This window comes from Clostridium sp. AF34-10BH (genome assembly GCF_003478095.1).
In the GTDB taxonomy this organism is placed as follows: Bacteria; Bacillota; Clostridia; order Lachnospirales; family Lachnospiraceae; genus Acetatifactor; species Acetatifactor acetigignens.
Genome location: NZ_QUEC01000034.1, coordinates 1 through 23,651, shown reverse-complemented (window position 1 = coordinate 23,651; position 23,651 = coordinate 1). Strand labels below are relative to the sequence as shown.

22 protein-coding genes are annotated in these 23,651 nt (G+C 48.2%); 2 read left to right on the top strand and 20 right to left on the bottom strand.

What is annotated here, in order from left to right; all coding sequences use genetic code 11:
• Window positions 1–7 precede the first annotated feature (7 nt).
• From DWZ61_RS17170 to DWZ61_RS17160, 3 genes are read right to left on the bottom strand one after another with little or no spacing between them, the layout of a single operon-like run.
• Window positions 8–1,225, bottom strand: coding sequence for a hypothetical protein (locus DWZ61_RS17170; RefSeq protein WP_147354732.1), 1,218 nt, complete (start codon window positions 1,223–1,225; stop codon window positions 8–10).
• A gap of 2 nt (window positions 1,226–1,227) precedes the next feature.
• Window positions 1,228–2,364: a DUF58 domain-containing protein gene (locus DWZ61_RS17165; RefSeq protein WP_022313523.1), complete on the bottom strand. Its 1,137-nt coding sequence runs from the start codon at window positions 2,362–2,364 to the stop codon at window positions 1,228–1,230.
• Window positions 2,361–3,311 carry a MoxR family ATPase gene (locus DWZ61_RS17160; protein ID WP_118539850.1) on the bottom strand — a complete coding sequence of 317 codons (951 nt, stop codon included), beginning with the start codon at window positions 3,309–3,311 and terminating at the stop codon, window positions 2,361–2,363. Before DWZ61_RS17160 ends, DWZ61_RS17165 begins: the two co-directional genes overlap by 4 nt.
• Window positions 3,312–3,510: 199 nt before the next feature.
• On the opposite strand from DWZ61_RS17160, the gene DWZ61_RS17155 reads away from it, so the two are divergent.
• A complete protein-coding gene (locus DWZ61_RS17155; protein ID WP_117465686.1) occupies window positions 3,511–3,810 on the top strand; it encodes a hypothetical protein in 300 nt (99 codons plus the stop codon).
• Here DWZ61_RS17155 and hisIE read toward each other — a convergent pair.
• The 9 genes from hisIE to DWZ61_RS17110 form a co-directional block, all read right to left on the bottom strand.
• The gene (gene hisIE / locus DWZ61_RS17150; protein ID WP_118539849.1) at window positions 3,788–5,074 is read right to left on the bottom strand and encodes a bifunctional phosphoribosyl-AMP cyclohydrolase/phosphoribosyl-ATP diphosphatase HisIE; all 1,287 of its coding nucleotides are present in this window, start codon (window positions 5,072–5,074) and stop codon (window positions 3,788–3,790) included. The two genes, DWZ61_RS17155 and hisIE, sit on opposite strands and share 23 nt — an antisense overlap.
• Before the next feature lie 55 nt (window positions 5,075–5,129).
• Window positions 5,130–5,717, bottom strand: a complete 588-nt coding sequence (gene hisB / locus DWZ61_RS17145; protein ID WP_118505203.1) for an imidazoleglycerol-phosphate dehydratase HisB — start codon at window positions 5,715–5,717, stop codon at window positions 5,130–5,132.
• A 33-nt stretch (window positions 5,718–5,750) separates the two neighbouring features.
• Window positions 5,751–7,043 carry a histidinol dehydrogenase gene (gene hisD / locus DWZ61_RS17140; RefSeq protein ID WP_118505205.1) on the bottom strand — a complete coding sequence of 431 codons (1,293 nt, stop codon included), beginning with the start codon at window positions 7,041–7,043 and terminating at the stop codon, window positions 5,751–5,753.
• 49 nt (window positions 7,044–7,092) lie between these two features.
• Window positions 7,093–7,749, bottom strand: a complete 657-nt coding sequence (hisG, locus tag DWZ61_RS17135; RefSeq protein ID WP_118505207.1) for an ATP phosphoribosyltransferase — start codon at window positions 7,747–7,749, stop codon at window positions 7,093–7,095.
• Window positions 7,749–8,894 carry an ATP phosphoribosyltransferase regulatory subunit gene (gene hisZ, locus DWZ61_RS17130; RefSeq protein WP_022313516.1) on the bottom strand — a complete coding sequence of 382 codons (1,146 nt, stop codon included), beginning with the start codon at window positions 8,892–8,894 and terminating at the stop codon, window positions 7,749–7,751. Before hisZ ends, hisG begins: the two co-directional genes overlap by 1 nt.
• A gap of 119 nt (window positions 8,895–9,013) precedes the next feature.
• The gene (locus DWZ61_RS17125) at window positions 9,014–9,550 is read right to left on the bottom strand and encodes a Holliday junction resolvase RecU (RefSeq protein WP_022313515.1); all 537 of its coding nucleotides are present in this window, start codon (window positions 9,548–9,550) and stop codon (window positions 9,014–9,016) included.
• Window positions 9,551–9,568: 18 nt separating this feature from the next.
• Window positions 9,569–10,591 (bottom strand): RluA family pseudouridine synthase, encoded by a 1,023-nt coding sequence (locus DWZ61_RS17120; RefSeq protein ID WP_118539848.1) that lies wholly within the window; start codon window positions 10,589–10,591, stop codon window positions 9,569–9,571.
• A 26-nt stretch (window positions 10,592–10,617) separates the two neighbouring features.
• On the bottom strand, window positions 10,618–11,202 hold the full coding sequence (locus tag DWZ61_RS17115; protein WP_117465691.1) for a hypothetical protein: 585 nt from the start codon (window positions 11,200–11,202) through the stop codon (window positions 10,618–10,620).
• A gap of 18 nt (window positions 11,203–11,220) precedes the next feature.
• On the bottom strand, window positions 11,221–11,931 hold the full coding sequence (locus DWZ61_RS17110; protein ID WP_118539847.1) for a pseudouridine synthase: 711 nt from the start codon (window positions 11,929–11,931) through the stop codon (window positions 11,221–11,223).
• A gap of 75 nt (window positions 11,932–12,006) precedes the next feature.
• Between DWZ61_RS17110 and DWZ61_RS17105 the strand changes: the two genes are divergently transcribed.
• Window positions 12,007–12,963: a hypothetical protein gene (locus tag DWZ61_RS17105; RefSeq protein ID WP_118539846.1), complete on the top strand. Its 957-nt coding sequence runs from the start codon at window positions 12,007–12,009 to the stop codon at window positions 12,961–12,963.
• Here the strand turns inward: DWZ61_RS17105 and DWZ61_RS17100 are convergent.
• The 8 genes from DWZ61_RS17100 to recG form a co-directional block, all read right to left on the bottom strand.
• Window positions 12,918–14,354 carry an N-acetylmuramoyl-L-alanine amidase gene (locus DWZ61_RS17100; protein ID WP_118539845.1) on the bottom strand — a complete coding sequence of 479 codons (1,437 nt, stop codon included), beginning with the start codon at window positions 14,352–14,354 and terminating at the stop codon, window positions 12,918–12,920. The two genes, DWZ61_RS17105 and DWZ61_RS17100, sit on opposite strands and share 46 nt — an antisense overlap.
• Before the next feature lie 77 nt (window positions 14,355–14,431).
• Window positions 14,432–15,031, bottom strand: a complete 600-nt coding sequence (locus DWZ61_RS17095) for a hypothetical protein (protein WP_022313509.1) — start codon at window positions 15,029–15,031, stop codon at window positions 14,432–14,434.
• A 14-nt stretch (window positions 15,032–15,045) separates the two neighbouring features.
• On the bottom strand, window positions 15,046–15,555 hold the full coding sequence (gene coaD / locus DWZ61_RS17090) for a pantetheine-phosphate adenylyltransferase (RefSeq protein WP_118539856.1): 510 nt from the start codon (window positions 15,553–15,555) through the stop codon (window positions 15,046–15,048).
• 20 nt (window positions 15,556–15,575) lie between these two features.
• Window positions 15,576–16,148 (bottom strand): 16S rRNA (guanine(966)-N(2))-methyltransferase RsmD, encoded by a 573-nt coding sequence (gene rsmD / locus DWZ61_RS17085; protein WP_279220516.1) that lies wholly within the window; start codon window positions 16,146–16,148, stop codon window positions 15,576–15,578.
• A 31-nt stretch (window positions 16,149–16,179) separates the two neighbouring features.
• A complete protein-coding gene (locus tag DWZ61_RS17080) occupies window positions 16,180–18,420 on the bottom strand; it encodes a DNA topoisomerase (ATP-hydrolyzing) (RefSeq protein ID WP_118539844.1) in 2,241 nt (746 codons plus the stop codon).
• A gap of 46 nt (window positions 18,421–18,466) precedes the next feature.
• Window positions 18,467–20,389: a DNA gyrase subunit B gene (locus tag DWZ61_RS17075; protein WP_118505221.1), complete on the bottom strand. Its 1,923-nt coding sequence runs from the start codon at window positions 20,387–20,389 to the stop codon at window positions 18,467–18,469.
• Window positions 20,390–20,557: 168 nt separating this feature from the next.
• Window positions 20,558–21,427, bottom strand: coding sequence for a DegV family protein (locus DWZ61_RS17070; RefSeq protein ID WP_118505225.1), 870 nt, complete (start codon window positions 21,425–21,427; stop codon window positions 20,558–20,560).
• 87 nt (window positions 21,428–21,514) lie between these two features.
• On the bottom strand, window positions 21,515–23,560 hold the full coding sequence (gene recG / locus DWZ61_RS17065) for an ATP-dependent DNA helicase RecG (protein WP_347475463.1): 2,046 nt from the start codon (window positions 23,558–23,560) through the stop codon (window positions 21,515–21,517).
• Window positions 23,561–23,651 lie beyond the last annotated feature (91 nt).

The window sequence follows — 23,651 nt, the reverse complement described above, 5'->3', positions numbered from 1 at the left end:
TTGATTTTTACATATAATTTTTCATCTGCCGGACATCTCCGTCTGTGCAGGGGACATCGGAATAACGGGCTTTTTCATAGATTTCAGCCATTCCTTCCACATCCAGCGATTTTTCGGCATCTCTAGCAGTATAAAATGGCAGGCTCATCTTTGCAAGCCCGCTGGCATTTATTTTTTTCTGATATATCCGCCTTATCTTCTGGCCGGCATCTAAGAAAGCAAAAGAAAACCATTTCTGCTTCTGCTTTGCGGCAGTATTTTCCGGGGCAGCCTCCAGGTGTTCCCGCTTGTCCATGCTCTCCGGCTGTTCAGAAACTGTGCCGGGGAGTGAAAACTGCATTCTGTCCCTGAGAAATGTGATCAGCTTTCGAATTCCGCGGTACAGCAGAAATACGCAGACGATCAGAAGTGCGATCATGGCCACATATTCCAGAATGACCCATAAAATAAAAGGATCTTCCGCTTCCATGGGAGGCATATCGCCACCGCCTGCCTGCTGTTCCACCACTACCGCTTCTGTCCCGGAATCCATGGGGAGCAGTCCGAACAGGAAACGAAGAATCGCAGCCAGACCGTTTCGCAGTAACCGCAAAAAGGGCTTTAACCAGGCAAACTGTGACACTGCCATGAGCAGAAGCCCCGATAACAGCACGAAGGCTGCGGTGCTGTGGAGACCGGAACGAAAGATCTCCTGAAACGGGATCTTGCCGGTACTCAGCCTGTTTACCGTAAGGAAATCCTCATAGGACTGCAAAAACAAAATGACAGCATACAATAAAAACACCAGGATCAGACTCATACGATAATAGAGATCCCAGACGTTGTTTCCCTGATAATGCTGCAGAAAAAGACACAAAAAGGCAATTCCGGCGGCTAACGGCAGAGGCAGCGGATCGGAAGCAAAGTCCTCCGTCCGAAAACGCAGCCAGAGGGAATAGATCACAAAGCCTGCACCTACCAACAGCCGGATACCACGGTTTACGCCGTTGGCTGCCGGAATGATATAAAAACATGCCAGTACCAGTCCGTGCAGAAGGAGCAATACCGACAGATGCTTACAGCGTTTTCTGGCGTAATACAGAAAAAACACCGGCAGCGCTCCGAGCATCCACAAAACCAAGGACGGACGGCTCGCCGGAGCCAGCGCGGCCAACAACGTGGACGCAGTCAGCGCCAGGGGATAAAAACATAATTGATTCATTAGATCAGTCAAAATTTCTTTCACATTCAGACGCTTTCTTCCCGTAGGGAGATAAAAGTGATCAAAGACTTTAACGCTTCCCCGGGATCAGGAGGTGTACTTTCGGAATAAGGATAAAACCATTTCATATCCGGGTGTTTTTCCTGATATTGCAGAAGTAATGCTGCAAAGTCTTCATAGGCATTGGGTGATACAAAGCAGGTATAGAGCGCATTGGACGCATCGGACATACGGGCGGCAAACAGCTCGGAAAAAGACTGTACCGGTTTAGCCGTATCGATTCTTGCAAGCGTCTGCAGACAGACATTCCGCTGTCTGACTCCGCCGCCGGCTTCCAGAATACAGGGGTCTCCACTGATTGTGTCAATACCGTTGCAATACAGGGCAACCTGCATCCCCTGTTCCAGAAACAGCAATAACAGTGCCGTGGCAATCTGCAGGCAGGCTTCCACGCAGTCCTCTTTTTTCAGAATACCGGTGTCCTCTAAGTTCACAAAAATCCGAACGGATTTCTGGGAGGTATAATTTTTCTGGTTTACCTTCAGATCCCCGGTACGGGCCGTGGCTTTCCAGTTGATGCTTTTTAAGTCATCCTGTGGTTGGTAATCCCGAATGCCCCGGTATTCGAAAGGGTCTTCCAAAAGATGTCGTTTTGTCAGAACTTCTCCGTTTAACTGTTTTAAAGACCGTTTAAAATCCGGATGGGAAAAGGGCTTCGGGTACACATAGAGACTGCAGTGTTCGATGGGTGTCGTAGCCGTATACTGTGCTGTCAGGAACAGATCGGATGCGACAAGATCCGCCTCCTGTATGGTGTAATAACCTCTTCTTCCGCCGGTAAAGTGCAGCGCTCTGGTGACCTTCTCCAGACGTCCGATCTGGAAAATATCATTGCGGTAATAGCGATCCGTGGTCCGGGAGCCTTTGGTATCGGCAAACACCAGATGTCTGTCAGTCTGGAATTTGACCTTCAACATGGTAAGGGGCAGCCGTTTGCGATTCTCAATGATCTCCGACAGCTCGCTCTCCTGTCCTTCCCAGATGCCATCCTCCCGGAAAGAAAGGGAAACCTTCAGATCACGCTGCCATATTTTGGCGTATACATATTTCTGCCCCAGATACAGAAGCAGGGCAAAGACAATGATTCCCAGCAGTTGTATCATGGCTCAAACCTTTCTGTGGGAACAGGAACAGTGGAAAGGATGTTTTCCATTCTGCCTGCTGCGGAGCCGGTATCGGAACCGAAGCTGCATACCAGTCTGTGGGCCAGCACCGGAACAGCCAGGGTACGAACGTCATCCGGGATCACATAGGAACGTCCCTGCAGATAAGCATAGGCCTTGACACAGCGTAAAAGCCCAAGGGTTCCTCTGGGACTGACGCCTGCCAGAATACCGTCTGCCCGTCTGGTGGCTTCTGCAATCTGTACCATATATTCCCGGATGCAGGGATGAACAAAAATCTTCGCAGCCTCTGCCCGGGCAGCCAGAAGTTCCTCCAGAGAGACCACGGCAGTCAGGCTTTTCAGGGGATCTTCCTCCATGTACAATTCCAGAATCCTCAGTTCCTCTTCTTTGGTGGGAAGGTTCATGGACAGTTTTATAAGGAAACGGTCTAACTGCGCTTCCGGCAGAGGAAATACGCCGGCACTTTCGATGGGATTCTCTGTGGCAATGACAAAGAAGGGTTCGCCCGGTGTATAAGAGACACCCTCGATGGTTACCTGACGCTCTTCCATACATTCCAACAGTCCTGCCTGGGTTCTGGGGGTGGCACGGTTCAATTCGTCTGCCAGTAAAATATTGGTAAATACCGGCCCCTTTCGCAGGGTGAATTCATTCTTCTGTCTGTCATAGACATTGATGCCGGTAATGTCACCGGGCAACAGATCCGGGGTAAACTGCACCCGGGAAAACCGGGCATTTAAAGATTTTGCCAGTGCCTTGGCCAGCTTCGTTTTGCCAGTGCCGGGGACATCCTCTAATAGTACATGTCCGTCAGCGATTAGGGCCGTCAGAAGAAGTTCTGTCACTTCCTCTTTTCCGACCAGGACTTTTTGAATATTGTTTTGTATTCTGGATGCTAATTCTTTTCCGTTTTGTTCAGCCATAATTTCTCCTAAATTACTAAAACTATTCAGAACTTTATTCGCAAAAAACTCTTTCAGAGTTACCTTTTTGCTTATGAAGTGCTTACATGGCTCTGAATAGTTATCATTATACCTTATAAACTTAAGTTCTGCCAGTACCAAAAGGCACATAAATATGAACTGCGAAGATTGCAGATACCAGAAAGGAATGTAAAAGAGCATGGAAAAACATGATCACAGACATAAGGAAGAACTCTTACAGCAGATGCGCAGACAGGCAGAAATACGGCCAGAGCAAAACGATTCGGAACCTGCCGCATCTTCCGATACCGGTACGTTCAAAATCCGCCTTGCTCTGGCCGGAGTATTATTATTGACGATCATATTGCTGGATCAAAAAGGCAAATGCTTTGCCGGGATCTCCATGGATCAGGTGCTGCATTATGTCACCGATGTAGATTACGGCACTTATCTGGAGACCTGGGTGGAAACTGCAGTTAACGGTTCGCAAGCTCTGTAGTGATCTCTTCCCAGGTGACATCCTTTTCCGCCATCAGCACCATCATATGATACAGGAAATCACTGATCTCATATTTGACCTCATTTGGGTTGGGATTTTTGGCGGCGATCACAATCTCAGTTGCCTCCTCGCCCAGTTTCTTGAGAATCTTGTCAATGCCCTTGTCGAACAGGTAATTGGTATAGGAACCCTCCTTGGGGTGGACCTTGCGGTCCTTGATCACATCGAAGACTTCCTCGAATACCTGTAAGGGATTGTTGCTTTCCTCATAATCCTTTTTCGTGATCTCATTGAAGAAGCAGCTTCTGCTTCCGGTATGGCATGCAGCGCCCACTTGAGATACCTTCGCAAGGATTGTATCCATATCACAGTCCGCCACCAGTTCCTTCACATACTGGTAATGACCGCTGGTCAGACCTTTCAGCCATAATTCCTGACGGCTTCTGCTGTAGTAGGTCATCTTGCCCAACTTCAGGGTCTGCTCATAGGCTTCCTCATTCATATAAGCCATCATCAGAACTTCCTGTGTCCGGTAATCCTGTACGATAACGGGTACCATGCCGTCACTGTTCTTTTTGAAATCTTCCCACTTGTAGGCAGCCTGGAAGGATTCAATGGGAATATCGTTCTCCCGGCACAGATCCTTCAGGGCTACGATCTCTTTCACATTGTCATTTATCGTATTGCCGGTGACACCACAGACATTCTCATAAGCAAAAATCTCCAGCAATTTATTCAATGCCACCTGATTGATCTGCACGAAAAACGGAAGGGAAAGAATGGCCTGAGTCTCCCGGATCTGATGAGGGTTCATCAGGATCATGGCAGAGATATATTTCTCAATCTTCTCCTTATGTAATTCCAGAACGGCCGGGTCGTTGTAAGAGATCAGAATCTTGTCCTTACCGAATTTCAGAGAGACCTCTTCGGTAATCTCAATATTACTCTCTTTCTCATAGTCGAGAACTGCTTTTTTACATCCGGCATAAAGTAATTTCTTAATGTCCTCCATACGCTTGACATTGCCGGCACCGATGACATCCACTTCCGCCCTGGTACAGATCTCCTTGATGATATCCAGTGCGGCATCATGCTCCGCGTCACCTTCGGACATATCGAAGACGATCAGCTCATCCGCATTGTGCTCACAGTAATAATCTGCCAGACGGACGGGATCCGTATCCACGATGGTGGTATCCGTAAGATTCCGCACCGCATGCTCATGATATAAATAAATACAGGGAACAAATTTCTTGATGATCATAGTAATCCTCACGTCTTTCTATACCTGCAAAGCCTATGCTGCAGGCACGTATTTTTTACAGACTTCCTTTGGTACTTAAAACATCCGTTACCTTCGGATTATAGGAAACGGCCTGATCCAGCGCCTTGGCAAATGCCTTGAACATGGCTTCGATCATATGGTGATTATTGCCCGGAGACAACATTTTGATATGTAAGTTCATTCCGGCACTGTAGGATACGGCATAGAAAAATTCCTTTACCAGCTCCGTATCCAGTTCACCTACCTTCGGTACAGTAAATTCACATTCAAAATTAAGATAAGGCCGGCCGCTTAAGTCAACGGCGCACAAAGCAAGTACCTCATCCATAGGCAGAATAAAATAGCCGTAACGATTGATGCCCTTCTTGTCTCCTATCGCTTTTTTGATAGCTTCACCGAAGACAATGCCGGTATCCTCCACCGTGTGGTGACCGTCCACCTGCAGATCGCCCTTCACCTTGCATTCCAGGTCAAAAAAGCCGTGCCTCGCAAAGCCGTCCAGCATATGGTCAAAAAATCCGATGCCGGTAGACAGATCCGCTTTTCCGGTGCCGTCCAGATTTAAGGTGATGGCAATATCGGTCTCTTTCGTTGTACGGGTTACAGTTGCAATTCGTTCCATAATATCCGATGACTCCCTTCCCAGAGGAAATGATTAATCTTCAAATCTAACTTTAATACTGTTTGCATGTGCGGTCAAGCCTTCACTCTTGGCGAAGGTCTCGATCTGGTTGTGCACCTTTTCCAGTGCCTGCCTGGAATAAGAGATAATACTGGTCTTCTTGATGAAGTCGTCCACGTTTACCGGGGAGAAGAACCGTGCGGTACCGTTGGTGGGCAGAATGTGGTTCGGACCTGCAAAATAATCACCCAAGGGTTCGGAAGCATACTCTCCCAGGAAAATCGCACCGGCATTGCGGATACGGGTCATGGTATCAAAAGGATTCTTTGTAATGATCTCCAGATGCTCGGAAGCAATGGCGTTGGCGGCATCAATAGCATCTTCCATGTTGTCGGCTAACAGAATGTAGCCGTAATTGTCCAGAGACTTCTGGATAATGGGAGCACGCTCCAGTACTTTTACGAAGCCGTCCACTTCCTCTGAGACTTTCTCCGCCAGTTCCTTCGAAGTGGTAATCAGAATGGCACTTGCCAGTTCGTCATGCTCTGCCTGAGACAGCAGATCTGCTGCAACGTATCTGGGGGTAGCGGTCTCATCTGCCAGTACCAGGATCTCGCTGGGACCCGCAATGGAATCAATGCTGACATAGCCATAAACAGCTTTTTTGGCAAGAGCTACGAAAATGTTACCGGGACCGGTGATCTTGTCGACCTTAGGTACCGACTGGGTTCCGAAAGCCATGGCTGCGATAGCCTGGGCACCGCCGACCTTATAGATGGTATCCACGCCTGCAATATCAGCGGCTACCAGAGTTCCGGGATTGACCTTACCGTCTTTTCCGGGAGGGGTGGTCATAATGATCTCATCCACACCGGCTACCTTGGCGGGGATCACATTCATCAGTACGCTGGAAGGGTAAGCGGCTTTACCGCCGGGGACATAGACACCGGCTCTTTCGATGGCGGTGATCTTCATGCCTAAGATCGTACCGTCGGGCTTGGCATCGAACCAGCTGTTACGAAGCTGCTTCTGGTGAAAAGCGCGGATGTTTTCCGCAGACTGTCTGATCACATCGATCAGATTCTCATCCATCTGTGCATAGGCTTCGGCGATCTCTTCCTTTGTGACACGGATATTCTCTGCGCTTAAAGCGAACTTATCAAACTGTAAGGTATAATCGAACAATGCCTTGTCACCCTCGGCACGGACTTTTTCGATGATCTGGTTTACAGTGCTCTCATACTGGGAATAATTGTTCGGACTTCTCTTTAAAAGGTCGTTCAAAATACTCTGCTTTGATTCTTTATCCAATGCTACGATTCTCATGACGGTACTCTCCTTTAAATACTTTTTATGACGATGCTTATCGTCTCGGTCAGGCCTGTATTTTTAACTGCTCCCGGATCGCACCCACCAGCTTGCGGATACGGTCGGCTTCCATCTGCATACTCACCGGATTGACGATCATACGGGCGGACAGAGGACATACCTCTTCCAGAACCTCCAGCCCGTTTTCCCTTAAGGTGGAACCGGTCTCAACGATATCCACGATGACGTCAGACAGCTCTACCAGCGGCCCTAATTCTACAGAACCGTTTAATTTGATGATATCTACGGTCTGATGCTTTTTATTATAGAAATACTCTCGGGCGATATTGGGGTATTTGCTGGCTACCCGGATCCGCTCATGGTGTTTCAACAACTCTCTGGCGGAAGCAGGACCGCAGACACACATCCGGCATTTGCCGAAGCCAAGGTCCAGCACTTCGTAGACATTCCGGTTTTCTTCCAGAATGGTGTCCTTGCCGACCACGCCGATATCAGCAGCACCATACTCTACATAGGTGGGAACGTCGGGACCCTTTGCCAGGAAAAAGCGTAATTTGTATTCTTCATTGACGAAGATCAGCTTTCTGGTATCTTTATCCTTCATTTCTTCACAGGTAATGCCGATCTGTTCGAAAAGCTCCAGTGTCTTTTTGGCAAGTCTGCCCTTTCCCAGAGCAAACGTAAGATATCTTTCTTCACTCATTACTGATCTGCCTCCTCGTTCTCTGTGATCTCGGGGGAAAGCACGGTGGGAATCCCTTCTTTCCTCAGGGTTATGACTTCGGAAAGCTTCGCCAGATAATCTGCCTCGTCTCCTGCCCGGTAATACACGGTTTTGCCGGAAGCGGGAATATCGATATTCACTTTCTGGCGGGATAATGCTTCCAACAGGTCGTCAATGACGATGACGAAACCGATAGCTGCGGCATTCTTGCCGAATTTCCGAAGCAGATTGTCGTAACGGCCACCCTTTACCACGGCATCACCGATACCGTAGGTGTAAGCCTTGAAGACAACGCCGGTATAATACTGATATTTGCTGAGCATTCCGAGATCAAAGGAAATGTATTCCGCCACACCGTACTGCTCTAAGCGTTCTTTTAACTTTTCCAGTCTTGCAATCGCCTGTAAGGATCTTTCATTTTTAACCAGTGCCTTGGCAGCCTCCAGAGACTCTATATTTTCGAACATATCCGCCAGCTTTAACAGAATGCTGTGATAAGGCTCGGGGATCTGCTTCTGCTCCAGTAATTCCTGGGCAGCGAAAAAGTTCTTGCCGGAGATACAGGAACGAAGTTCCTTTTCCGTATCCTCATCCAGACCGGCTTCCTCACAGAGGCCGCGGAAATAATCCACCTCACCGATAGTCACCTGGAATCTGGTCAGTCCTGCGCTTTTCAGAGCTTCGATCACCATACTGATTACTTCGGCATCCGCCTCTACGGAAGGATCTCCGATGAGTTCTGCACCCATCTGGGTCACCTCTTTTAATTTACCCTGCAGATTGGAAGTGTTTGTAAACGTATTGCCGTTGTAACTGAAACGAAGCGGCACCTTTTCCTCCATAAAATACTTCGCTGCGCAGCGGGCGATGGACGGCGTAAAGTCTGGCCGCAGCACCAGCGTATTACCCTCTTTATCAAAGAACTTATACAGCTCCTTACTGGGAGTGGTTCCGATCTCCTTGGAGAAAACATCGAAAAACTCAATGGAAGGGGTCTGAATATCTTCGTAACCGAAACAATGGATCGCCTGCTGCAGTTTCTGTTCTACGGCCAGCTTCTTTGCATATTCTTTGCCGTAAATGTCCCGGACACCCTCCGGCGTATGTAAAAGTCTGTTGTTCATAAGCGTTCCTCAATTCATACACTTTAATATATTAACGTGATACCATATTATCATAGTAGCACGCGAAACTATTTGTAGTATACTAGGAGACCTCTCCGCTGTCAAGAAATTATTATTTATTATTCCTCCCGGTCTTCCAGATCCTTTTTCAGAATATCCAGATAGGGAACCAGGATTCCCTGATGCTTCGGGATAATATATTCCGGGTTCAGTTCCTCGAAACGGAAGCTTTTCCGGCCGCCCTCCTGTGCCCTGTCCCAGAAAAAGCGGAGCATTTCATAGGGAAGGTAATATAACAGATCCTTATGGCTGTAAAATATCAGGAAAAAGGCGATACCCCCCTGTTTCTCGAACTGATGCATGAACTCCACCTGATGGGGATGGATATTTTGCAGGGAAAAGGTGTCCACCGCACATTCCTTGGCATCAAAACAGACCGGAATGCCCTGTACGACACCGATATAGTCTACGGTACTCTTCTGTTCGAAAAAGGCCAGGGTGATCTGGCGGCTCTCCTTATCCATTTTGACCGGGGTAATGGGGGTGGGGATCTTCTGAATCAGGGCCAGACCGGCCTCGGCATATTTTTCATTGGTGCGGTTGACCATATCCTCCAGAGTAGATCCACGAAGCCCTCTGGTATTCCATGTTGCCATTGTTCTTAGTTTTCCTTTCTAGCAGGCGGAATCCGGTGTCAGATTCAGAGCCTGTAAGATCTCTGCAAATTTATGGGGAAGCGGTGCGTTGAAAGTCTGACCGCTCACCTTTGCAAGAGGTCCTTCCGCTTCTTCCGGGAAACACACTCTTCCGGCATGCAGAAGCTGGTGGTGCAGAGAGTATTCCGATTGCATCCTGCGATTTAATTTGTTGTCTCCGTACTTGGTGTCACCAAGTAACGGATGTCCGGTGCTGGCCAGATGGGCGCGGATCTGGTGGGTTTTGCCGGTGACCAGTTCTACGGTCAGCAGGGTATATTCCCCAGCCACCGCACTGGGAGTGTAGATTGTTTTTATAAAGGAAGCATCTTCCGGAGCCTCCGCCATATCTGGAAATACCTGTACCGTATTGGTGCGTTCGTCCTTGTACAGATAGCCTTCCAGGGTGCTTTCCTGTAAAATCTTGCCCTTACAGACGGTCTGATAATATTTCTTTACGGAACGATCCTTGATGATCCGGCTGAGTGCCTGGGAACCGGCCAGCGTCTTTCCGCACAATACGATACCGCTGGTATTGCGGTCGAGGCGGTTGCAGACCGATGGATGGAAGGTGGCAAGATCGGTTTCTTTTATGGCATTGGCAGCCAACAGGTGGCCAATCAGCCATTCGTTCAGGGAAAGATCTTCCGGTTTGGCTTTCTGGGTCAGAACTCCGGCAGGTTTATTCAGCAACAGGATATTTTCATCCTCATAAAGAACGCTGATATCCTTTAAAGAACGGTAAGCCTTACGGTAATCGGAAGTATCTTCCGCTGCCCCGGCACCGGACAGAGAGGCATAAGTTTCCTCAGAGAAAAAGCATTTTACCTCGTCTCCCTGGGCAAGGATTTCTTTACCTTCAGCCTTTTTCCCGTTCAACGTAATATTTTTCTTGCGAAGCATCTTATATAAAAATCCGGTGCCTGCATTAGGTAACGCTTTTTTTAAAAATTTGTCCAGACGTTGTCCCGCCTGATTTTTGCCAATGGTAAGCAACTGCATAGGACACCCTCCTTTTGAGAAGTAAGTTATAGAGATACGCTCTTTAAGGTCTGGCAGATCCCGGCAGACAGTTCCGGCTGTGAGGAAAGCTCCTTTAACTGATCACATCTTGTCAGATACTTGTCCAGATCGTTAAATATTTTCACAGAGACTTCTCTGTAATTGTCTTTTTTCAGAATGTCCTGAATGTGCTTGTAAAAAGCCTGTTCCGCAAATTTCGGATCCGTGGTGTAGCCACAGACTGTATTACCGCAGACTGTCAGATGATAGATAACATAATTCTTCTCATAGGAAGTAAATACCATATCGTAGAGAGTGGTAAGGCCTTCTGTATGTGCTGCGATTTTTGCAGCTACCTGCTCGTCACAGCCCCGGTAGCGCAGGAACATGAACATTTCTACCAGACTCTTGCAGGCCGGAAGACATCCCAGTACCGCCACGATGGTCAGGAGATTCTCACGGCTTCCGGTGCTGACCCATCCGGCGATAAACAAAGACAGAGAGATGGCAAAATAAAGCACGGTTCTTAAAATCTCATAAATTTTCTGTGTGCGGAGATACCCGCGGGTTCCTCTATAGGCATCAGTGGTAAACATTCTTTTGAATTGCATGAAAAATAACTCCTTTATTTATGATTTCTTTCCAGCGCCAGACAAGACTTCGATCTCTTCTTCCGTCAATGTCCGGTATTCCCCTCTTTGCAGGGAAAGATCCAGGGACAGGGGGCCGAAGCTTACCCGCTCCAGTGTAAGTACCTGATTATCAACCGCCTGCAACATCCGTTTTACCTGATGAAACCGGCCTTCATGAATGGTCAATAACAGATCACCGTTTTCTGTGAGTCTGGCTTTGGACGGGGCTGTCGGTTTCTCATCACCGATGTCAAGCCCGTTTTCCAACCGATGGATATCTTCTGCGGAAAGCGGCTTTTCCGGCTTTACCAGATAGGTCTTATCCACATGTTTTTTCGGTGACAACAGATCATGGGCCAGAGCACCGTCATTGGTCAGGAGCAGCAATCCCGTGGTATCCTTGTCCAGCCGCCCTACCGGGAACAGATCCTTTTGTTCCGGGACAGTAAGGAGACTTACCACGGTTGGGGCTGTATTATCGTTGGTGGCAGAGACAACCCCCTCTGGCTTATTTAACATATAATAGACATATTTCCTATAATGGATTGGCTGTCCCTGACAGACCACCGTATCGGTCTCTTCATTGACTTTTGTCTCCGGCTTTTTGATTATCTGGTCGTTTACTGTCACCTGACCTTTTTTGATGTACTCTTTCACCTGACTTCGGGTGCCAATATTGTTATCGCATAAAAATTTATCCAACCGCATGGGCTTTGATCTCTTTCTTAGACTTAATTTTTCTTCATTGGCATATAGTATACAAACCTTTCAAGGCAGACAGCCATGAAAAAAATATTCGGAATCTGTTTCTTTGTTCTAATGACCGGCTGTATTCTGACTCATTCTTCCCTGAGCCTTGCCTATGCTGCCTTGGGTCTGAATCTTTGGTATGAAAAAATGGTACCGGTGCTTCTGCCGTTTATGATCCTGTCCGGCACTTTGATCCGTATGGGCATGACGGACAGCCTGATCCGTCCGGTAAGACCTTTGTTCGGAAGAATCTATCGCCTGTCAGCACCGGGAATCTATGTGATTCTGATGGGCTTTTTGTGCGGTTTTCCCATGGGTGCCCGCACTGCCTCGGATTTTCGGGACAGACAAGAAATTTCTTCGGAGGAAGGACAATATCTGCTGGCCTTCTGCAACAATCTGGGACCGGTCTATTTTCTGGGTTTTGTACTGCCACTACTGCATAGGAAGCTGGTGCTCCCCTATGTATTTGGTATGTATGGCATTCCATTGCTATATGGTATTTCCCTGCGTTATAGCGTATACAGAAATCGGATTCCAGAGAAAACAGACCAAGCTTTCGGAAGAGACAACGCAGCGAAGCTTTTAGAACAGACCGATCCGGCCTGCCTTCCTGCCATGTCCCTGCCGGATGCCCTGGATGATGCTATTACCGCTGCCGGAAGAAGCATCTTACAGTTGGGAGGCTACATGATCTTTTTCAATCTGCTGAACCTTCTGCCAAGGCTTTTACTTCCCGACAGTTTCCGGTATGCACCGCTTTTGGAGATCAGTGGGGGCCTGAAGCTGCTGGGAGACAGATTCCCTTTGTATACGTTATTGCTTTTGCCCTTTGGCGGCTTAAGCTGTATCGCCCAGACCGGAAGCTGTATCCGCAATACCGGGCTTTCCCTCAAGTCCTACATCCTTCATAAAATGGTACTGACAGTGCTTACTGCAGCTTATTATCTGGGATGGTTTCTGTTGTCTCCGGATACTTTTCTGCTTTGATTTTTCCGTCTTCGTTTTCTGTGTCTGCCCTGTTGGATCTGGTATAACAAAAAGACCAGTAACAACAGCACTACCAGAATCCCACAGATCACCAGAAAAACACCGAAATTCACTTCCGGACTTTTTTCGGAAGGCACCGGAGTATTTCCGGCGGCATCGGCCATGGTGATCACGGAACTGCCAGCTTCTGTGATCTGTTCCTCTGCAGCCCGGGAAGCTTTCGCTGCCTCCTGTGCCGCAAGACTTTCCTGTAATGCCTCTTCGGCAGCTTTTTCCTGATCAATAAAAGGCTGTGCAAAGGTGACAGGATCACTCTCTGTGAACAGATCCGCCTGATTGTAACCGCGGACGGTGACCACCGGCTGTTCCCCCTTTGTGAAGGTCACGGAAAATGTGAAGGTATCGGGATAGGTCCCGGCCATAATATCCAGTCCCGGCCAGGGAAGCAGTTCGGAATAAGTCCTGCCTCCATCGGTACTATAATCGTAATACATCATGGGGCAGTCATAGTCGGCTGCCGTCACTTCCAGAGAGACTTCTCCGGTCTCATAGTCTGCATTCTGCAAAGTCAGCTGGCAGATATCCGGTTCGGTCTTGTCCCGCACAGTGGCAGGCAGAATGGATTGCAGCGAGACTTCCGGAAGAGCGTCTGCCTCTCCACTGTAGTCCACACCAAGACTTGCACTGGATAATCCGAAATATTTTGCAACAGACAAAGCATCCTCCCTGCCGAATTTCTTCCAGTCCTCTTCTGTCTGGCAGTAAGGAGTGTCTCTGCTCTCATCCACATGACAATGCTCGATGATGGCGGAGGGAATGGATCTGGAGGTACTTTCTCTTATAATTCCGTAATAGTCATCACCGTTATCTTTAAGTTTCGTCTTGACTCCTCGTAGAAACAGTCCCATGTCCTGCATCTGCTGCATCTGTTCCCAGCCGAACTGATAACCGTAAGCGTTGTAAGGCTGTACGGAAGAGATCCAGACTTCGGATCCGAACAGATCATGATCCATGGAAGCGTTGTAATGAATACTGAACAGGAAATCCGCATTCCGGTCTGCAGCAAATTGTGCCCGGTCTGCCAGAGACATGGTCACATCATCCGTATGAGTCAGATAGACATCCACATTATCGTATTTTGTCAGTTCCTCGTACATGGCCAGCGCGGTCACCATGGTCATTTTTTTCTCCTGTGCAGGGCCTTCCAGCGTTCCCTCGTTATCACCGCCGTGTCCGGGATCAATGACAATGACGACCCTTTCTCCGGTCTCCTGCGCTCTGGGAGCCGCCTGTGCAGGCAGGGAATTTCCATAAAAACAGGCTGCTGCAAGACTGACCGCACAGATCATTGTCCTGACTAACAGCCCTTTTTGCTTTTTCCATACTTTCATTTATCGTATTCCTTTATTTTTAAAAAACCAGCTTTCAGCAGAAAACTGGTTTTTCGTACTCGTTGTTTGGACATGCTTTACATAACGTCCAGATTGTCTTCGGCATCCGCAGCAGTATCTACGTCATCAAGATCCTCATCTACGGGGTGCAGCTCACTGCGGTTGGACTGGATGATGTCACGATACTGGTTCAGATTGCCGATCAGAGCATCGTAATTGGCGCTGGCCTGCTGTGTGGAGGAAGAAATAATATTCTCCAGATGTGCCAGCATATCATCCATGTACTGCATGGCAGCGGATTTGACATTGTTGGCCTCAATAGTGGCATTGTCCAGAATCTCCTGGGCCTGCTTACTGGCCATGGTAACGACCTCGTTGGCCTGGGCGTAAGCCTGCTGCATGATCTCATGCTCGTTGATCAGCTCGTTGGTATGCACGGTAGCCTCGTTGATCAATGCTTCTGCCTTGGCTTTGGCATCGTTTAGGATGGCTTCCTTGTTGCTGATGATCTTCTGGTAGCGCTTGATCTCATCCGGGGTCTTCATACGCAGTTCCCGCAGTAACTCATCAATCTCATCCTTATTCACGATGATTTCGGTACTGGACATGAACTTCGGCTTGCAACCCTCGATGTATTCTTCTATTTCATCAATTAACTGTTCGATTCTGCTGCTCATGAAACTCTCCTTATTTACACATCACTATGCTCTGAAAGCTTTTTCACGCGATATTTGTCGTAGATCAGTTTCGCCACAAAATCCGGAACACAAGGGGTGATATCTCCGTCAAAACTTGCAATCTGCTTGATGGCGGAAGAACTGAGGTAGGCATATTCCAGACTGGTGGTCAAAAATACCGTATCAATTTTGCCATGGGACAACATCCGGTTGGTCTGTGCCATCTGCAGTTCATATTCAAAATCCGTAATGGCGCGTAAGCCCCTTACGATAACATGCAGATCTTTTTCCCTGGCATAATCCACTAAAAGCCCACTGAAACTGTCAATCTGCACATTAGGCAGATCTTTTGTGGCTTCTTCTAGTATCTTAACACGTTCCTCTACAGAAAACAACGGTGTCTTTTCTTTATTGTTCAAAATGCTGACGATCAGAACATCAAATATTTCGGATGCCCGTCTTATGATATCCATATGTCCGTTGGTGACGGGATCAAAGCTTCCGGTGTAAACAGCTCTTTTCATAAAAATCATGCCTTTCAGTGTTACTTCTTGCGAAGGAACACATGCTTGTTGGTTTTGTATTTTTTCTCACGGATCACTTCAAACCCTAAGTCTTCCGCATAGGAGAAATCGGTATGCAGAGAGGCTTCTACCAGGATCAGAGTCTCTTCGGAGACATATTTGGCATAGCGCAGCTGCTCTAAGACCCTGCGCTCCTGCTCCTGATCGTAAGGTGGATCCATGAAGATCACATCCACGTGCTTTTCATAGATGCCCGTCAGTCCTGCGCAGGCATCCTGTTTTAATACTATAGCACGGTCTTTCATTTTCGTAAATGCCAGATTGTCCTCGATACATGCCAGGGCTTTCGGGGCATTTTCGATAAAATAGGCTTTTCTGGCACCGCGGCTTAAGGCTTCGATGCCGATGCCGCCACTGCCGCTGAAAATATCCACGAACACACAGTCCGGAATATAGGTCTGCAGCATATTAAAAAGGGTTTCCTTGATCCGGTCGGTGGTGGGTCTGGTATCCATTCCTTCCGGAGTCTTAAGGGGCAGACTTCTTGCAGTTCCCGCAATGACTCTCATATGATTACTCTCCGTTTTCTCTATAAATGTTGTATGAATGATTCTGTTTAAAAAGTTACACTCTCACTTTGGTGCCCTTGCTGTCACGTTTGCCGAGTTTCAGATTATTCAGGATGAGCTCCTTGCCCTTATATTCAATGGTGGTCTCTACGGCATTTTTGGTATAATATACGTTTTCCACTACATCCTTGTCAGCCAGTTTCATACCGCGGACACCGATGGCACCTTTCTTTTTCTCGGGGATCTCATCGATGGAGAAGCGCAGGAAAAATCCTCCCCTGGTCTGCAATACGATGTTCCGCTGGTCAGTCAGGGCAGCAACGTTTACAACGCAGTCACCCTCCGCCAGCTTCGTAGCGGCAACGGTACGTTTGGTCACATCGAATTCCCCGCCGTCTACCACTTTTAACATGGACTGGGCGGTGGCGAAGATTACCCGGCACAGATTCAGCTCCTTCTGGCTGGTGATGTATATGATCTCCTCGTTCTTCTGACTGAAGTTACTTACATTGTCAATGGGTGTGCCCTTATCACGGAACTTGCCGTAAGGCAGATCCAGCACCTTGATGGTATGCATCTGTCCGGTGCTGGTGAACAGGCAGATCCTTCCGGTATTTTTACAGGTGAAGACGTATTTATTTTCTGCATCTGCAGCTTCTTTATTCCGCTCGTAGGTGGAGACATCCACAGTCTTGGCATAGCCGAATCGATCCATGAGAAATACCACATCCATCTCTTCCAGTTCTTTTTCCTTGTAGACCGCTTCCTGTCCGTTCTCGATGACAGTTTTGCGGGGATGGCTGTATTCCTTCTTGAATCCGTCCAGTTCATTCATGATGACCTGGGCCATGGAATCTCTGCGGTCCAGAATATCCTCATAGCGATAGATGTTTGCCATGGTCTCTTCGTGTTCGTTGATCAGTGCTTCCAGTTCCAGACCGATCAACTTATACAGACGCATCTCTAAGATGGCATTGGCCTGTTTCTCGGTGAACATCAGCTGGGCTGCCATGATCCTGGATTCCTTGGACTTGAACTTGATGCCATCGACCTTACCCTCTACGAGACAGGCTTTTGCCATGGCACGATCCTTGGATCCGCGTAAAATTTCAATGACCAGATCGATCACATTGCAGGCCTTGATCAGACCTTCCTGAATCTCCTTGCGCTCCTGCTCTTTGGCCAATAGATTGGTATATTTTCTGGTAGCCACTTCAAACTGGAAATCTACATTGGCCTTGATGATCTGCTTTAAGCCCATAGTCTCTGGTCTGCCGTTTGCGATAGCCAGCATATTGACACCGAAGGTATCCTCCAGACGAGTCTTTTTATAGAGCATATTTACAAAGTTCTCGGGATCGGCATCCTTACGAAGTTCGATGACGATACGGATGCCTTCCTTGGAAGATTGGTTGGAAATATCCACAATATCCTGTGTCTTCTTCGTCTCGGAAAGAGCGGCCACGTCGGATAAAAACTTTGCAATATTGGCACCGATCATGGTATAGGGGATCTCGGTGATCACTACATTGGTCTTCCCAGCTTTTCCCTTCTGGAATTCCACTTTGCCCCGCAGCTTGATCTTGCCGGTTCCGGTCTCATAGATGTCTTCCAGTTCATCCTTATTGATAACGATGCCGCCGGTGGGAAAATCCGGCCCCTTCAGGTAACGCATCAGTTCTTTTGTTGTGATCTCATTATTGAGCATATAAGCCTTTACGGCATCAATGACTTCCCCGAGATTATGAGGGGGAATGCTGGTGGCCATGCCTACGGCGATCCCTTCGGAACCATTAACCAACAGGTTCGGAATCTTTACCGGCAGTACGGATGGCTCTTTTTCCGTCTCATCGAAGTTCGGAACAAAGTCTACCACATCCTTGTCCAGATCTGCCAAAAAAGCTTCCTGCGTCACCTTCTGAAGTCTTGCCTCGGTATAACGCATGGCTGCGGCACCATCTCCTTCAATGTTGCCGAAGTTACCATGGCCGTCGATCAGGGGCATGCCCTTTTTGAAATCCTGGCTCATGACTACCAGTGCCTCATAGATGGAACTGTCGCCGTGGGGGTGATATTTACCCATGGTATCACCTACGATACGGGCACTTTTACGGTAGGGGCGGTCGTAACGGATCCCCAGTTCGTGCATATCGTAGAGAGTTCTGCGCTGTACCGGTTTCAGACCGTCTCTGACATCTGGCAAAGCTCTGGCGATAATAACGCTCATGGCATAGTCGATGAACGATTTCTGCATCTCCTCGGAGTATTCTGTTTTTATGATTCTGCTGTCGTCCATTTCTGGTCCTCGCCTTTCTGACATTACATTTCAGGATCTTACGATACTAGATGTCTAATTCCGCATCTGTAGCGTGATCATAAATAAAGGCTTTTCTGGGCGGTACATCTGTTCCCATGAGAAGCTCGGTCATCTCGGAAGCCATGCGGGCATCCTCGATCTCTACTAATTTCAACAATCTGCGTTCCGGATCCAGTGTGGTCTCCCACAGCTGTTCGGCATCCATCTCACCCAGACCCTTGTATCGCTGTAAGGTAAAGGGACCCTTGTGGGTCTTGCGGTATTTTTCCAGTGCCTTATCATCATACAGATATTTTTCTTCTCCCTTGGAGGGCATGGCCTTATATAAGGGAGGCATTGCTATGTATACGTGGCCTTCGAAGATCAGATCCGGCATGAAACGATAGAATAAGGTCAGCAGCAACGTGGAAATATGTGCGCCATCCACATCGGCATCCGCCATGATAATGATCTTGTCATAGCGCAGCTTACTAATATCGAAATCGTTGCCATAGCCCTCGGAAAATCCGCAGCCGAAAGCGTTGATCATGGTCTTGATTTCGGCGTTGGCCAGTACTTTGTCAATGCTGGCTTTCTCTACGTTCAGGATTTTACCGCGGATCGGAAGGATGGCCTGATACATACGGTTTCTGGCAGTCTTGGCACTGCCGCCCGCAGAGTCACCCTCTACGATGAAGATCTCACACTTGGAGGGATCTCTGGACTCGCAGTTTGCAAGTTTTCCGTTGGAATCAAAGGAGAACTTCTGCTTGGTCAGCATATTGGTCTTGGCTTTTTCCTCTGTCTTACGGATCTTGGCTGCCTTTTCCGCACAGCCGATAATGCTCTTCAAAGTCTCCAGATTGCGGTCGAAGAACCGGACGATCTCTTCGCCGGTCACCTTGGCCACGGCCTTGGCGGCATCCTGGTTGTCCAGTTTCGTCTTGGTCTGGCCTTCGAAACGGGGATCCGGGTGCTTGATGGATACCACTGCCGTCATTCCGTTCCGGACATCGGCACCGGTAAAGTTCGCATCCTTTTCCTTTAAAATGTTCAGCTCTCTGGCATAGGTATTGATCACATTGGTGAACTGGGTCTTAAAGCCAGTAAGGTGGGTACCGCCTTCAGAGTTGTAAATGTTATTACAGAAGCCCAGTACATTCTCGTGGAATTCATTCACATACTGGAAGGCCACTTCCACGGAGATGCCTTCGCTCTCACCGGAAAAGAAAATGACATCATGGACGGTCTCTTTGGAACGGTTCATGTCTTTTATGAAGCCAATGATGCCTTCCGGTTCATGGTAGGTAACCTTCTCCGGTTCTTCTTTTCTCTTATCTTCAAAAATGATCGTAAGCTTCGGATTCAGATAAGCGGTCTCATGCAGACGACTCTTTACTTCATCTTCCTTGAAACGGGTCTTGTCAAAGATGGTGTCATCCGGCAGAAAGTTGATAGTCGTACCGGTCTCTCTGGTCTTGCCCACTACGGGAAGCAGACCGTCCACCAGATCCATCACGGGGATACCTCTTTCATAACGGTCCTCATAGATGCAGCCACCACTCTTGACTCTTACAGTCAACTTTGTGGAAAGGGCATTTACCACAGAGGAACCTACGCCGTGCAGACCACCGCTGGTCTTGTAGGCGGAATTATCGAATTTACCGCCGGCATGAAGAGTCGTGAATACCAGGCGCTCCGCACTGATTCCTTTTTCGTGCATTCCCACGGGAATACCACGTCCGTTGTCTTCTACCGTGGCGGAGCCATCCGCTTCTAATGTTACTTTTATCGTATCACAGTATCCTGCCAGATGCTCGTCCACAGAGTTATCTACAATCTCATAGATTAAGTGATTCAGGCCCTTGGTGGAGACACTGCCGATATACATTCCGGGTCTCTTTCTTACCGCTTCTAAGCCTTCCAGGACGGTAATACTTGAGGCATCATAATTATTGTCTTTTGCCATGAAATGGAACTCCTTATCAACACATGATTGTCTTTAGTATAGCATAGATTTTGTGTTTGGAAAAGAAAAAAATACAAGGGATAGCATAGCACCCTGCCAGAAATAAAAAACCACCAGTTCCCTGATTCTGAACTGGTGGTCAAAATTATCTGTTAGGAAATTCTTAAATTACACAGTGATCTTCTTACAGCAAGCCAGTGCCAGGGCACCGGGTCCGATGTGGCAGGCAACGCTTAAGGACAGAGGATCGATATGAATATCATAGCCGGGGAATTCCGCCTCTACTTCAGTGCGGAACTGCTCTGCTGCGGCCCTGTCGTGGGTATAGGCAATCTGCAGCCAGATATGCTTGTCCTCCGTCATGCCGCCAAAACGCTCGTTGATGTCCTTTTTAATAGCATTGATCATCATGGTTTTGCCCTGTGAGGTGGTTCTTGCCTTTGCAAAGGCATCCAGCTTTTCACCCTGAATGGTCAGCACCGGTTTCAGGCGAAGCATGGTACCGATGGCTGCGGCCGCCGGAGTGATCCGTCCGCCTTTTTTCAGATAATACAAGGTGTCCAGCATAATATAGATACTGCTGTTGAATTTATCATTTTCCAGGAATTCTTTGATCTGGGCCGCGTCTTTATCGGCCGCCGCAAGCTGCAGGGCATCCAGTGCAGACTGACGCTGGGTTACGGAGATTCTCTGGTTGTTCACGACCTGAACTCTGCCATCATAATCTGCCGCAAAGGCCATGGCACTCTGACAGGAACCGGACAGACCGCTGCTCATGGGAATGTGTACAATCTCGTCATATTCCTGCAAAAGCTTGTCCCACAGACTGGTGACACTGTCAGGAGACGGCTGGCTGGTGGCAATATTGGCACCGGATTTCAGCTTTTCATAGAACTGCTCCTGTGTCAGGTCAATATCTTCATAATAAGTGACTTCATCAATCATAAAAGGCATGGGAAGTACATAAATTCCAATTTTTTTCCCCTCCGCCTGCGTAATACCGCTGTTACTGTCTGTTACAATTGCTATTTTTGCCATTTGGTATCTAAACCTTCCCTTTGCATTATTTTGCAGAAATTACCCGATTCGCAGTTTGAAACTTTGAACCTAAAAGTAATTTTACTGTCAGATGGTCCGAAAGTCAACCATATTTGCCGAGCGATGTTCCTCAAAATATTGCCGCAACGGCAGCGTGTCTTCGCTGCTCAGTTCCGGATCTGAGCATAACAGCGTATCTACGGCTTCAGAAGCCTCCTTTAACAGTGATGCATCCGTATAGATATCTCCCAGTACAAAAGAAAATTCACCGCTCTGCCGGATTCCGAAGATATCACCGGGGCCTCTCAGTTTCAGATCCTCGGAGGCGATATGGAAACCGTCGTTGGAATGGTTCAGGATCTGCAGACGTTCCATGGTCTCTTTGGCCTCGGAAGTACTGATGAAAATACAATAGCTCTGGAATTCTCCACGTCCTACACGTCCCCGCAGCTGGTGCAGCTGTGCCAGACCGAAGCGCTCTGCGTTCTCCACCATCATTACCGTGGCATTGGGAACATTGATGCCGACTTCAATGACTGTGGTAGAGACTAAGACATCGATCTTCTTATCAGCAAATTCTTCCATGATACGGTTTTTGTCTGCTGGGCGCATTTTTCCATGGAGGTAAGCTACTTGAACGGAAGGTGGCAAAGCTGCCCGGAGTTTCTCCGTATAATCTACTACATTCTCCAGGTCTTCCGCTTCCCCTTCCTCTACCATGGGACAGATGACATAAGCCTGTCTGCCGGCAGCCACCTCTCTGGCAATGAATTCATAGGCCTTGGGACGATAGGAAGTTCCTACGACGCAGTTCTTGATCGGCAGACGATTTGCAGGAAGCTCATCCACGACAGAAACTTTCAGATCGCCGTATAAAATGATGGCCAGCGTCCGGGGAATGGGGGTGGCACTCATGACCAGTACATGGGGTTCTTTTCCTTTGGCGGCCAGTGTCTCCCGCTGTCTTACTCCGAAACGGTGCTGCTCGTCCGTTACCACCAGCGCCAGGGAAGAATATTCCACCTTTTCCTGGATCAGGGCATGGGTTCCAATGATCAGATTAGCTTCTCCGGAAGCAATTTTCGCATAAGCCTCCCGCTTCTCCTTCGCCGTCATAGAGCCTGTCAGAAGCACCGGGTGGAAAGCAATTCCGTATTTTTTTACATAGCCTGAAATGGTCTCAAAATGCTGGACTGCCAGAACTTCAGTAGGGGCCATCATTGCTCCCTGATAACCATTAGCCGCACACATGAGAAGTGCCAGCACTGCCAGGATCGTCTTACCGGAGCCTACATCTCCCTGAATCAGGCGGTTCATGGCATAAGGACTTCCCATATCCTCTCTGAGTTCTCCCCAGACCTTTTTCTGGGCTTTTGTCAGTGGAAACGGCAGCTGCTCCAGAAATCTTACGGTATCCGCGGTCTCATACATGGGAAAATGATTCTCCGTCTTCGCCGCCAGATCTTTATTTTTCCGAAGAACCAGTAAAAAAGAAAAGAATTCTTCGAATACGATACGGTTCCTTGCTGCCAGCAGTTCCTCCCGGTTTTCCGGGAAGTGCAGTGAATTGACAGCTTCCCTGTGGGAAAGCATGGGTATTTTTTGCAATACGGACTGCGGCAGATATTCTTTTTCCGGGGGATAATATTCCAGTGCCTGGGCTACGGACTTCTGCACCATCTGGTTGGTCAGTCCTTTGGTCAGGGCATATCTGGGCAGAAGCCGACCTGATTTTTTCTGATATTCCTCCCAGGTAAACATTCTGGGCTGTTCCATGATCTTATGAGTGCCCCTCTGCTGTACCAGACCACGGAACAGATAGAATCCGCCGGGTTTTAACACCTTTTTTAAAAATGGCATATTGAAAAAAGTTAGCTGAATGGAATCTCCGTTGTCATCCGTCAGCACAGCGTTCAGGATCGACAGATTCCGGACCTTCTTCACATTGGGAATGGCCGTGATCTGCCCATAGATGGCCTGCACACTGCCGGCAGACACCTCCCGGATGGATACCGGAGCATCGTAAGTCTCATAATCCCTGGGATAATGGCGGATCAGATCGTCTACGGTATAGACATTGATCTTGCCGAACAGAGCCGCCGTCTTTTCTCCCACGCCTTTTATTCTGTTCACAGGTATTGCATCCCTCATACCGGTCCCTCTTTTCTATTTAAATGGAAAGTTAGTTAAATACATTGGCAAAATCAACGAACTCCCGGAGCAT